This window comes from Pedobacter sp. CFBP9032, from assembly GCF_034045265.1.
Taxonomy (GTDB): Bacteria; Bacteroidota; Bacteroidia; order Sphingobacteriales; family Sphingobacteriaceae; genus Pedobacter.
This window is the reverse complement of record NZ_JAXCWE010000009.1, coordinates 62,945-76,221: the sequence shown is the minus strand read 5'-3', so window position 1 is coordinate 76,221 and position 13,277 is coordinate 62,945. Positions and strand designations below refer to the sequence as shown.

Annotated in this window: 10 protein-coding genes; 8 read left to right on the top strand and 2 right to left on the bottom strand. The window is 38.5% G+C overall.

Going from position 1 to position 13,277, the window contains the following annotated elements; genetic code table 11:
• Nucleotides 1–14 precede the first annotated feature (14 nt).
• The 3 genes from SOM16_RS16290 to SOM16_RS16280 all read left to right on the top strand — a co-directional run bounded on the left by SOM16_RS16290 (nucleotide 15) and on the right by SOM16_RS16280 (nucleotide 2,531).
• Entirely contained in the window at nucleotides 15–257 is a 243-nt protein-coding gene (locus tag SOM16_RS16290; protein ID WP_320465057.1) for an acyl carrier protein, read from the top strand.
• A gap of 8 nt (nucleotides 258–265) precedes the next feature.
• Nucleotides 266–1,654 carry an AMP-binding protein gene (locus SOM16_RS16285; protein WP_320465056.1) on the top strand — a complete coding sequence of 463 codons (1,389 nt, stop codon included), beginning with the start codon at nucleotides 266–268 and terminating at the stop codon, nucleotides 1,652–1,654.
• A gap of 154 nt (nucleotides 1,655–1,808) precedes the next feature.
• Nucleotides 1,809–2,531 carry an MBL fold metallo-hydrolase gene (locus tag SOM16_RS16280; protein WP_320465055.1) on the top strand — a complete coding sequence of 241 codons (723 nt, stop codon included), beginning with the start codon at nucleotides 1,809–1,811 and terminating at the stop codon, nucleotides 2,529–2,531.
• A gap of 55 nt (nucleotides 2,532–2,586) precedes the next feature.
• Here SOM16_RS16280 and SOM16_RS16275 read toward each other — a convergent pair whose 3' ends face one another.
• Entirely contained in the window at nucleotides 2,587–4,242 is a 1,656-nt protein-coding gene (locus tag SOM16_RS16275; protein ID WP_320465054.1) for a carboxylesterase/lipase family protein, read from the bottom strand.
• 126 nt (nucleotides 4,243–4,368) lie between these two features.
• Entirely contained in the window at nucleotides 4,369–5,073 is a 705-nt protein-coding gene (locus SOM16_RS16270; protein WP_320465053.1) for a RibD family protein, read from the bottom strand.
• A gap of 179 nt (nucleotides 5,074–5,252) precedes the next feature.
• Between SOM16_RS16270 and SOM16_RS16265 the strand changes: the two genes are divergently transcribed.
• From SOM16_RS16265 to SOM16_RS16245, 5 genes are all read left to right on the top strand, one after another.
• On the top strand, nucleotides 5,253–5,777 hold the full coding sequence (locus SOM16_RS16265; RefSeq protein WP_320465052.1) for a GNAT family N-acetyltransferase: 525 nt from the start codon (nucleotides 5,253–5,255) through the stop codon (nucleotides 5,775–5,777).
• A gap of 585 nt (nucleotides 5,778–6,362) precedes the next feature.
• Entirely contained in the window at nucleotides 6,363–7,445 is a 1,083-nt protein-coding gene (locus SOM16_RS16260; protein WP_320465051.1) for an efflux RND transporter periplasmic adaptor subunit, read from the top strand.
• Between the two features lie 21 nt (nucleotides 7,446–7,466).
• Nucleotides 7,467–10,637, top strand: coding sequence for an efflux RND transporter permease subunit (locus tag SOM16_RS16255; RefSeq protein ID WP_320465050.1), 3,171 nt, complete (start codon nucleotides 7,467–7,469; stop codon nucleotides 10,635–10,637).
• Complete coding sequence (locus tag SOM16_RS16250; protein WP_320465049.1) at nucleotides 10,630–12,063, top strand: TolC family protein; 1,434 nt, start codon at nucleotides 10,630–10,632, stop codon at nucleotides 12,061–12,063. Before SOM16_RS16255 ends, SOM16_RS16250 begins: the two co-directional genes overlap by 8 nt.
• 224 nt (nucleotides 12,064–12,287) lie before the next feature.
• Nucleotides 12,288–12,521 (top strand): hypothetical protein, encoded by a 234-nt coding sequence (locus tag SOM16_RS16245; protein ID WP_320465048.1) that lies wholly within the window; start codon nucleotides 12,288–12,290, stop codon nucleotides 12,519–12,521.
• Nucleotides 12,522–13,277: the final 756 nt, after the last annotated feature.

The following is a 13,277-nucleotide window of genomic DNA, read 5'->3' as shown; positions in this document are numbered from 1 at the left end:
CAAAGACTATTTATATGAACAACATAGAAAAATTGAAACAAGCATTTTCAGAAGCACTGGCAATCCCGGTTGACCAGGTGACGGAAGATTTAAAGTACCAGGGCATTGCAGAATGGGACTCTGTATCGCATCTGTTTCTGGTTGAAGCAATAGAAACCGCATTTAACCTCACCATTGCAATTGAGGATGTGCTGGAAATGTCAAGCTTTATGAATGTAAAACAAGTGCTGACCAAACATCACATCTCTTTTAACTGATCCGATCTATGGAAAATATATCCCGGCTTTACGAACTGATATTAAGTAACAGTAACTTAAGATACATTGATCCGCTAACAGGCATTTCCCGTACACCCAAAGATTTTCATGAGTCTTTAGCGATAGATAAAACTTCCGGGCTGGTATTTCTTTACCTGGATAACCAGCTGAAATCTGTTGAGGTTTTGCTTAACTTTTTAAGGAGTGATTTTACAATCGCTTTGTTAAGTCCAGCTTTAAATGAAGATTATAAAACCAACCTGGAGCAACATTATCAACCCTATTATGTTTATGATCCGTTACGGGCAGTAATTGCGGGTTGTTTTTCTACTGATGCAGGGCCTGAACATCAGTTATTTAAGCAAACGGCAACGGTCAAAACTCAGGTACATGCGCAGATAAAGTTGCTAATCAATACTTCAGGGAGCACCGGTTCTCCAAAATTTGTGAAGCTCTCTGAGCAAAATATAGTGAGCAATGCCTTATCTATTATAGATTATTTGCCTATTCATCCAGCTGATGTTACCCCACTTAATCTGCCACTTTATTATTCTTATGGTTTCTCGGTTTTCACCAGTAATTCACTTGCTGGCGGTAGCATCATTTGTACCAATAGCACCATTATGGAAAAGGAATTTTGGAACGAACTGGAGCAGTTTCAATATACCTCACTTGCCGGAGTTCCTTATGTTTATGAGCTGTTGAAACGCATTGGGTTTCTAGAAAAAAAATACCCGTCATTGCGTTATTTAACCCAGGCGGGAGGACGGTTGAATGATTCAATTTTAGCAGTCTTCGGGCAATATGCAGTTGATCATAAAATCGCTTTCTTTTCCATGTACGGCCAAACAGAAGCCACGGCAAGAATTTCTTATTTACCACCAGAATATTTGTTGGATAAATTAGGGTCGATCGGGAAGCCAATAAAAGAAGGGAAACTAGATATCGACCCGGAGTCTGGCGAATTGAGGTATTATGGCCCGAACATTTATGGCGGATATGCGACAAAAGCGGAAGATTTGTTGATGTATCAACAGGAGAGCGTCTTACATACTGGCGATATTGCGAGGACAGATGGGGATGGCTTTTTTTACATCACGGGTAGGAGTAAACGGTTCATTAAGCTATTTGGGGTACGAATAAACCTGGATGAAATTGAGCAGATTTTGAGTGAGCAGTTCGATGGTATAAGATTCATTTGCATCGCGGAGGAGGATAAGCATATAATTATTGCCTATACAGATGCAGGGATTGATGAAAAGGCCGTGAGGCAATTACTTTATGAGCAGGTAAAAATTCATCCGGCATGTGTAAAAACTAAGCTTCTGGATAGTATTCCACTAACGTTAAACGGGAAGGTAGATTATATAACACTAAAGGATGGATTATTGGTGTAATGTAATTTGGTTGTAGTGAATTTTCAGCTTTTACACCTTAATACCTAATCGGCTATTAAGGTATAAAAGCTGATTCTTTTTAAACCAGACGTGTTTAAAGTTGTTGGAATATTGCAAATTATTACCAGATTTGCCATCAGAAAATAACAAATAAATGAGCGTAATAGCACTGACACTGGGAAACTACACCGTAAATAAAAGTAAAAAATTTTCTTTAATTGATTCTTCGTCAACAGGATCGGGGGCAAAGGTAGCCATTCAACCTTTCTTGGTTACCACGAAGAAGGACGTGATTTTGTTAGACACAGGAATTAATTTAGATCAGGGCGGATTACCCCCGGTTTGTCAACGCTTAACGGATGAAGGTATTGATCCGGAACAGGTTACGAAAGTCCTTATTTCCCATTTGCATAAAGATCACATTGATGGTATCGGGTATTTTTCAGACGGAGAATTTATTAGTAGTTTTCCTAATGCGACCATTTATATACAGCAACGTGAGTTAGATTTTGCCCTTGCGCAAGAGGGAAATCCTTCTTATCGGCCAGAAATGCTGGAACAGCTAGCTTTGCTGCCTAATGTTGTTTTGCTTAATGATGATCAAGGCAACATCACAGATGAAATTTCATATGAGGTTTCTGGTGGACATACGCCCAACCATCAGGTATTTTGGATTAAGGAAAACGGGGAAACGATATTTTATGGCGCAGATAATTTACCGCAAAGAAATTACCTGAAATTTCAGGTGGCTTTTAAAAATGATTTTGATGGGAGAAAAGCACTCGAAGCACGGCAAAAATGGGAAGAAGAAGGAAAGGAACAGCAATGGACGGTGCTGCTCTATCATGATATGGAAAACGCGACCATCAGGTTTTAATAACCGCGTTTTCTTACTTTGTGTTCAATCGCATCAAGTAGTACCTGAGGATTTTTTAGTCTGTTTCTTCCAGATTCTCGAAAAAGAGATAACGTTCTTTAGTAGCATCCGTTTCTGCGCTACTGTTTCTTCCTATCTTTAAGAACTGAGCCTGTTTTCCTTCGTTATATTTTGGCCAGTTGGTGAGTCGAATTTCATCTATCCCTGGTCCGTTCGGATTTGCATTTTTAATAAAATTGACGAAATAGCTTTGCATTTGCTTCGATACCTCATAATCTTCAGGTTTCCAGTCGTAATTATCCTGAACATCAAGGTTGCCGAGCGCGTATTCAATTTCAGAAGCGTGGAATGACGTACCTGCTATTATTCTATTAACAAGTTTTTTAATCAATACCTGAAAGGCATTTCCTTCCCTTATGGTGCGTTGATTAAGGCCGGGGTGAGGATGAGCGAACAAATATCTGTAAACAGGGGCAGTTTTTTGCTTTGCATGCAGCTCAGCAAGTTTCCAGCTGCTGTAATTAATCAGCCTGTCGCTCATGAACTCACTAGATGCCTTGTTAACATCTGCATTTGTTGCTGCAGGGTAAAGCGCCAGAACATCTGCTGCCTTGTCTTTGTAAATTCGCTCAACAGCAGCTTTATAATTTTTGGTGTTAATGCGGCGAAGCCTGAATAACGTTACTGCCGGTACTTCCTGGGCATTCCAGCCAATTAATAAGGGAACATTTGCCTGCTTTGCGGATATAAATGTCTTTTCAGGGGTTTCTGTCAGGAAATAGCCATCAACAACTGGTTTAAAACGACGTGGATTACCTTTTTCTACTAATTTCAATAGTTTTTCTGCAGGCATTGACCGCATTTCTTCAATGGAGCTTGATTTTGCAAAACTGGTTAACTCAATTCCGAGTTCTTCTGATTTTTTTAACGGCAGAACCAAGGCACGAACATCAATTAAAGAACCACTCTCTGCAATTGCAGCGGTAAATAACCCGCGCGAAAGCGGTGATACCATATGGGCGCTTACAGATTGTGCACCGACAGATTCTCCTCCAATGGTTACGCGGTTCGGATCGCCACCAAACTGACTGATGTTCTTTTTGATCCAAGCTAAAGCAGCTACCTGATCTAATAGGCCATAATTTCCAGAACCACCATAGCCAGATTCTTTGCTGAGTTCAGGGTGCGACATAAACCCGAAAACACCCAGCCGATAATTGATAGATACATAAACCACGCCTTGTTTTGCCATACTTGCCCCATCATAAGCAGGTTGTGAACCATCGCCATGAATAAAAGAACCGCCGTGGATAAATACATAAACAGGGCGTTTTTCCTGATTTGATTTAGCTGAAGTCCATACGTTTAAATAGAGACAATCTTCGTTCATTTCCTTTGATCGAAACTCATATAAAAGATTGGATTCCTGAACGGGACGTGGTCCAAAATCATCTGCATTTCTAACGCCTTTCCAGGGCAAGGGAGGTTGAGGCGCCTTCCAGCGCAGTTTTCCTATCGGTGCAGCTGCATAAGGAATTCCACGAAAAGACAAAACCCCATCATTAGTAACCGATCCTGCTACCCGTCCGCCGGTTATGGTAACCTGTTTTGATTTCAATAATCTTTTTTCATTATTGGCAAGTGCGAAATTTGTGCTGATGAAAATGAAACTGAGCGTAAGCAGGAAGAAATTCCTTAGATATTTAAACATTAAAGACTAATAATTTGTTGGTTGACAATGATCTGATTAATAAGGTGGTATTTGGCATTAATTATAAATGTGGAACGCTAACTGTTTAATTCTATTGTAATTGATTTTATTTTTTAACTTAAATAGTTAGAATATATAGTTAAGCCACAACACATCATCCTCAATTTGCTTTACTTTTTTAAGTTTCATTAAGGTTGCGTCGTTTGTCTTATCCTTTAAATCAATCTCAAAAATGGATGAGGTCTCCGTTCCACCATCTGCAATAGGCAGCAATAATTGGTGAAGTTCATCGATTAGTCCAGCCTGTAAAAAGCTCCCATTAATCCGGGCACCGCCTTCCAGCATCAGTTTTTCTATTCCGAACAAGCTACGCAGTTTATTTAACGCAACGGTTAAATCAATTTCATTTTTTCCAGCGAAAATATAGGATACGCCAATATCCTGAAGATGTGCCAAATAGCCGTCTTTTACTTGTTCTGTTAAAATCGTAATAACATGATCTCCCTGCATGGTAGATTCGGCCCAGCCAAGCTTAGCCTTTCCATCTAAAGCAATGGCAAACCTTCCGGAATCATCATGTTTTCCTACATAATCATTGCGATCCATAGGAGGCTGGTCATCTTTTATAACTGGCTTTGCAAAATCGGTAAAGTCTTTTTCCATCGAGGTACGCCCCACTATCCAGGCTTTAATTCCAATTTCTTCATGGATTTGTTCAAATTTCCCTCTCAGGATTTCCATTTTTTCACTGTTGCCCCATTTTTCTCCGAGAATTTTTCCATCAACAGAAGTCATCATTAGGCAGGTTACATATGGGCGTTCTTCTTTCATATCTATTTTGGATTAGATTAAGTTTAACAAAAAATAGAACAGGCTTGTTTGTGATTTATGGAAGGGCTTCATTATTAATACCAGAAAAGATCTTTATAAAATTAGCTGAAAAATTATTTAACAAATGTTAAAGGTGGATAGCGGAGGATTATATAAGTTTGGAAACTGAATTTAATAACATGGAGCATATCACAATTACTGCAGCTACGGTTGAAAGTATTAGTACAATTCAACAAATTGGCAAGGAAACTTTTTACGAAACTTTCTCAGGGAGCAACACAAAAGAGGATATGCAAAAATATCTTGATGAGAATTTCAGTGATGAAAAAGTTAAAAGTGAACTAAATAATGATGGATCCATGTTTTTCGTTGCATGGGAGGGAAGTTTGCCGGTAGGTTATTTAAAAGTGAATGTAGGCGCTGCACAAACGGAAGATCAGGGAAATAGGGCTTTAGAAATCGAACGGATTTATGTCAAATCAAGTCACCACGGTAAAAAGGTTGGCCAAATGCTTTACGAGCTGGCCGTGGTTACTGCCGAACAATTAAAGAAAGATACCATCTGGCTAGGCGTTTGGGAAGAAAACCCAAGGGCAATCAGGTTTTATGAAAAGAATGGCTTCATCGCTTTTGATCGGCACATTTTTAAAATGGGTGATGATGAGCAAACTGATATTATGATGCGTAAAACGTTATCATCTTAAATTCAATAATATTCCTAACATATTTATAACTGGTTTTGGCATCAGGATACAAGCTTTGAATCTGGCCTTGGCGTTCTTCGCGAAATCCTTTGCGTTCTTTACGGTTAACTAAAACTCAATTCTTAAGCTTCTTGTCTTAATATATTATATTCTTGGTTGTAGCGCCTTGCTATGAATTAAATCTTCTTTTTTCGAAAATTTTAGTTCGAGTAAGCTCATCGCGACTTACCTAGTCTTCATGTATTAGCAATAGTTACAAACCATTTTAACGCTATTATCCTATCAATCGCGTCGCTCCATGTCAACCTGCTTTGCGTCCTTCGCGAAAACCTTTGCCCTCTTTGCGGTTAACTAAAACTCAATTCTTACGCCTCTTATCTTAATAGCAGAATCCACTTTTTCCAACCTGAAGTTCAACTTCATTATAACTTCATAAATCTGTAGTTATTTCGTATCAGTATTAATCAAATAGGGTATGCTAATCTACAGAAGGCCACGGTTCAAAAACACCGGGGTCGTCTTAAATTAATTTCCCTCAAATTAATCAGATAGATAAAAATCAGATAAACTATTCAAAAAAACACAATGAAAAGAAATGTAATGTGCCTCGCTTTGAGTGCTTTGCTTTACGTAACAGGTTGTACTTCAAAAAAAGAGGAAAAAGAAGAAGTAGTTACTTATGCGGTTACTTCACCATTAAAAATCGATACATCTTTTACTAAAGAGTATGTTTCGCAGATTAAATCGGTAAGGAACATCGAAATCCGCGGACAGGAAAAAGGTTATTTACAAAATATTTATGTAGATGAAGGTCAGCATGTGCACGCCGGACAGGTATTATTCAGAATTATGCCAAAAATGCTTCAGGCAGAATTATTGAAAGCGCAGGCAGAGACTAAATCTGCTGAAATAGAACTTCAAAATACAAAATTGCTAACCGATAAAAACGTCGTTTCTAAAAACGAGTTAGCAATGGCAAAAGCTAAATTGCAGTCGGCCAATGCCGAAACTGCGATGGCTAAAATGCATTTGGGTTTTACCGAAATCAGGGCGCCATTTGATGGTACCATTGATAGAATTCCTTTAAAACTAGGAAGTATGGTAGAAGAAGGTGCTTTGTTAACGAGCTTATCTGATAATAGCCAGGTTTTCTCTTACTTCAATGTTTCTGAACCAGAATATTTAAATTATCAATCAGCTGTAAAAGCAAAAGGCCAACAAGAAGTGAGTTTGCTTCTGGCAAATGGCGAATTGCTGAAAGCTAAAGGTAAAGTAGAGCTCATTGAAAGTGAATTTGATAGTGAAACCGGAAACATTGCTTTCAGGGCACGCTTCAACAATGCCGATAATTTACTGAGAAATGGTGAAACCGGAAAAATTCAAATGCTTGTTCCCTTGAAAAATGCATTGGTGATTCCTCAAAAAGCAACTTACGAAATTCAGGATAAAACTTATGTTTTCGTGGTTGACAATAGAAACAAGGTGCATTCCAGAGCCATTACCATTAAAGGAGAATTGCCCGATTTATATATTATTGGCGATGGTTTAACGCTTGGTGATAAAATCGTGCTGGAAGGAGTACAAAAAGTTAAGGAGGATGATAAGATCAGCTTTAAGTTTCAGAAACCGCAAGATGTGCTCAACACATTAAGATTGAAAACAGAGTAATTACACCTCAAAACTTATTTTATGTTTAGCAAGTTCATACAAAGGCCCGTCCTTTCTATCGTTATATCGCTGGTTATTGTGTTTTTGGGAGTCTTAGCAATAAGTTATCTTCCCGTTACACAATTCCCTTCTATTTCACCACCGAAGGTTAATATCGTTGCAGAATATCCTGGTGCAAACAACGAGTTATTAATTAAATCTGTTGTTATTCCACTGGAGCGTGCCCTTAACGGCGTACCAGGGATGAAATATATTGCCTCAGATGCAGGTAATGATGGTGAAGCCTCCATTAAAGTGGTTTTTAACCTGGGTACAGATCCTAATCAGGCCACCTTAAACGTTCAGAACCGTGTTGCTGCGGTAACTAATAAGCTTCCTCCTTTGGTGATTCGCGAAGGGGTGAAAATCAGTCGTGAAGAATCCAGCATGTTGATGTACATCAACTTGTATAGTAAGGATCCTAAAATGAACCAGAATTTCCTTTACAATTTTGCCGATATCAACCTGCTTTCAGAATTGAAGAGGATTGATGGGGTGGGTTTCGCAGATATTCTTGGCGACAGGGATTATGCCATGAGGATTTGGTTAAAACCAGATCGCATGCAGGCTTATAAAATTTCTGTTGATGAAGTAATGAAATCGCTTGATGAGCAAAGTTTAGAAGCTTCACCGGGTAAAACAGGTGAAAGTTCTGGAAAAAGATCTCAGGCATTTGAGTATGTATTAAAATATTCTGGCCGTTTCAATACCAAAGAAGGATATGAAAATATTATTGTCAGGTCTAATCCAAATGGAGAGTTATTGCGACTGAAAGACGTAGCTGATGTAGATTTTAGTAGTTCTGCATATAATTTATACTCTACTTTAAATGGAAAAGCATCTGCAGCAATCGTGTTAAAACAATCTTACGGTAGTAATGCAAGCCAGGTTATTAAAGATGTAAAGGCTAAAATGGCCGAGATTAAGGGAAGTTCTTTCCCGAAAGGCTTAGATTACGAGGTGAGTTATGATGTTTCTAAGTTTTTGGATGCATCTATAGAAAAGGTAGTTCACACCCTGGTAGAGGCATTTATTCTGGTAGGTTTAGTGGTGTTCCTGTTTCTTGGTGACTGGCGCTCCACTTTAATTCCTGCAATTGCCGTTCCGGTATCTTTAATTGGAACGTTTGTTTTTATGCAGTTCTTTGGGATAACGCTCAACCTGATTACGCTCTTCGCTTTGGTATTGGCCATTGGTGTGGTAGTGGATGATGCTATTGTGGTAATTGAGGCGGTACATGCTAAGATGGAACTCGATCCAAAACTTTCCGTAATCAAAGCCACGCAAGAGGCAATGAAAGAAATTGGCGGGGCAATTATTGCGATTACCTTTTTAATGGCATCGGTATTTATTCCGGTAGCATTTATGTCTGGCCCCGTGGGGATTTTCTACAGGCAGTTCTCTATTACCATGGCAACAGCAATTATCCTTTCGGGTATTGTGGCGCTAACACTTACACCAGCTTTGTGTGCCATCATGTTGAAAAACAGCCATGGCCATCCTAAAAAGAAAAGTATTGTAGATAAATTCCTAGATAGTTTTAACCGTGGTTTTGCAAAACTTTCTGGTAGGTACGAATGGGCGTTAAGCAAAGTGGTGAGCCGAAGGCTGCTTACCTTCGTGGTGCTGATCGTATTTTGTTTAGGGATTTGGGGATTAAGTGGAAGTGTGCCATCTGGTTTTATTCCGAATGAAGATCAGGGAATGGTTTATGCCATTATTCAAACACCTCCGGGATCTACGTTAGAACGTACCGATCAGATTGCTGAAAAACTTCAGAGAATGTGTGAAGGTATTGATGGCGTTAAATCAGTTTCCTCATTAGCGGGTTATGAAATTCTATCAGAAGGTACTGGTTCAAACTCTGGTACGTGTTTAATCAATCTGAAAGACTGGGATGAACGTAAAGAGTCTGCGCAGGAAATTATCAACGAACTGGAAGCAAAATCCAAATTAATTCCCGGCGCAACCATCGAATTTTTCCAGCCGCCAGCAGTACCTGGTTATGGTGCAGCAGGAGGTTTTGAGCTTCGTCTTTTAGATAAGGCAGGTAGTGGCGACTATAAAAAAATGGAAACGGTGGGCAACGATTTTGTGAAAGAGCTGAATAAACGTAAAGAATTATCATCTGTATTTACGTTCTATAGTGCGAGTTTTCCGCAATACATGCTCAAAATAGACAATGATATTGCGCAGCAAAAAGGCGTAACTATTGATAATGCAATGAACACACTTTCTACTTTTGTAGGAAGTAATTATGAAACCAGTTTTATTAAATACGACAGGCAATATAAAGTGATTGTGCAAGCCTTGCCTCAATACAGGGCTTTGCCAGAAGACATCCTGAAGCTTTATGTTAAGAATGATCGCGATGAAATGGTTCCGTTTGCTGCCTTTATGAAGATGGAAAAGGTTTATGGCTTGTCAGAAATTACCCGTCATAACATGTACAATGCTTCAGAAATTAGTGGGCAAGCTGCACCTGGATATAGTTCCGGTGAAGCCATTAAAGCCATTACTGAAGTTGCTGCTAAAACTTTGCCTAGAGGTTTCGGAATTGATTGGGCAGGGATTTCGAAAGATGAGGTTTCCAGGGGAAATGAAGCTATTTATATCTTCCTGATTTGTCTGGCATTCGTTTACCTGGTGCTTGCAGCACAATACGAGAGTTTTATTCTCCCGCTTTCGGTAATCTTATCTCTGCCAGCAGGTATTTTCGGAGCATTTTTATTCTTGAAATTATTAGGCTTGGAAAATAACATCTATGCGCAGGTGGCGATGGTGATGCTGATTGGTTTACTTGGAAAAAATGCCGTGTTGATTGTGGAGTTTGCCACGCAGCGGCATAGTCAGGGCGCATCTGTTTTAAAAGCCGCCATGGAAGGTGCGTCTGTTCGTTTCAGGCCAATTTTAATGACCTCATTCGCTTTCATTGCAGGTTTGATTCCATTAATGATCGCTTCTGGCCCGGGTAAAATAGGAAACAGAACTATTGGTTCTGCTGCGGCAGGCGGTATGCTTTTCGGTACCGTTTTCGGAGTATTAATTATTCCGGGTTTGTATTTCATCTTCGGTAAAATTGCTGAAAGATATAAACTGATTAAAATTGAAGAGGAACATCCATTAACTGAAGAAATCGAAGACAATGTTTAAGAAAAGCATCTATAAATACCTTGGTTTAGCTGTAATATGCGCTGCATATACCGCTTGTAAGTTGCCAGAGGTTGCACAACGTGCTGAAAATAAAAATTTACCTGCGGGCTTTAGTGATGCTCAGGATACCCTGAACAGCGCTAAAATCCAGTGGAAATCTTTTTTTACCGATCCTGATTTGGTGAGCCTGATTGATACAGCGCTTAAAAATAATCAGGAATTAAATATCACTTTACAGGATATTGAAATAGCCAGGAATGAAATCAAAACCAGAAAAGGCGAACTCTTACCCACGTTAGGTTATGGGGTTGGTGCAGGAATAGATAAGGTAGGGCGATATACCAGCTCTGGTGCAGGTGATGCATCTACAGAAATCACGCCGGGGAAAGGTGTGCCTGAAATATTACCAGATTATAGATTTGGTTTACAGGCCAATTGGGAGGCAGATATCTGGCATAAATTGCGCAATTCCAAGAAAGCAGCCGTAAGCCATTATCTTTCTACTATTGAAGGAAAAAATTTCGTAATTACCAATTTAGTGGCCGAAGTTGCCAATTCCTACTACGAGTTACTGGCGCTTGATAACCAAATGGATATCGTGAAGAAAAACATCCAAATCCAGAGCGATGCATTGGAATTGATGAAAATTCAGAAAGAAGCTACCCGTGTAACTGAACTTGCGGTAAGGAAATTTCAAGCGGAGGTGCTCAGCACAAAGAGCCTGCAATTTGATATTCAACAAAACATCACAGAAGAAGAAAATAAGATCAACTTCTTGTTAGGGCGTTATCCGCAACCGATTGTTAGAGATGGAAGTACATTTACAGAATTGGTACCGGCTACCGTACAATCTGGTATTCCATCCCAATTATTGGCTAACAGGCCAGATATTAAGCAGGCAGAACTTGAGCTGGCAGCCGCTAAATTAGATGTTAAAGTAGCGAAGGCACAATTCTATCCTTCTCTGGGTATTTCGGCTACAGTAGGTTACCAGGCATTTAATCCAAGCTACCTGTTAAAAACACCAGAATCTTTAATCTATTCACTGGCAGGAGATCTGGCCGGACCGCTGATTAATAAAAATGCCATAAAAGCAGCATATTTAACGGCCAACGCGAAACAACTGCAAGCGGTGTACGATTATGAAAAAACAATTTTGAATGGTTATATTGAAGTAGCCAATGAAATGTCAAATATTAATAATCTGCAGAAAAGTTATGATTTGAAAAGTCAGCAGGTGAAAGCACTAAAAGAATCAATAGAGATTTCCAATGCTTTATTCAGATCATCCAGAGCTGATTATTTTGAAGTATTGATGACCCAACGTGATGCTTTACAAGCAAGGTTGGAATTAATCGAAACCAAAAAGCAACAGTTAAATGCTGTGGTAAACATTTATCATGCGCTTGGCGGCGGCTGGAATTAATCTTTTTTTAAGTTTTTAGCGAACTTTGGCGGTCTTCAACTAGTTTTGAAGGCCGTTTTTTGTTGGCTAAGCTTAATCTAGTCTTAGCGTGAGGGCAAGACTAGAATAAGATTAGGTATCAGGTTTATTTTGCTTTCGCTTTGATGTATAAATACGTAATTCGAAAAAAAACGAAACTATTTGATCAATTTATTTTGATTATAAAGTTTATCACTTAGTTTTGTATGACTAACCAAATACAATTTATGAGCAATGTATCTAATCCGAACCCAGAGCATATGGACGATAGGATGGAATCAGACCATAATCAACTTCATGAAATTAATCGTTCTTCTCCAAAACGTAAGTTTGAAGGTTGGCCAATTTTATGGATACTACTCGTGCTCTCGATTATTTCAGCAATTATTTGGTATACAGAATCAGCCGCAGATTTATTGAACTGGATCGAAAAAAAATAGAAATGGATGTCAATTAAAATAAATTGACCAAATATATTTTACCCGAAAGTAGTAGTAAATAGAAAAGATTGTTGAGAGCGCTAATTTAAGTTCTTAAAAGTGGCAATCAGAATTTTTCATCATCGCTTGGAATCTGCTCTGCAGAGAAATAGCAATATAACATCAGTGCGAAAGATACAATGTAGAATGCTGCTGTGATCAATAGGAATGTGCTCATAGTATAAATGTTTTGGTTAGGTTATTATAACATTAAGTTATCGTCAATTATTTTACTAAACGTATAAAAAAAAATGAATTAAGTCAATACTGTGGAAAACTATTTTAATTAATTTCTGTCAAGCGTTTCTTTACTCGAATTTCACGATTACCTGTCAAACCTACATTTCTCTTTTTTGACCATTAATTCTTATCTTTAATAAAGTTTTATGTGTTGATAGTTAGTGCTTTAATTATTTTATTCATATCAATTTTGTATTCGAGTAATAGCCAATTATTTTTATATTAGTAGGTGTTTTTATAAATCAGATTAATTTTCATTTTGTAAATATTGACGATGAAAAGCGTATTACCGGGTGAAGAACAGGATGGTGAATGTCTGAGTAAGCCTGGATAATCTAATTAAAAATGAAATCGAACCGTTAAACTCGATTATTTTGAAGTTTTCTACTACAGCATAGGATTGAAGGCCATTTATTTTACAAGGGAATTAAAAAGATGGAAGCACAATAAGATTCTACAATCTGGAAGATAGTGAAA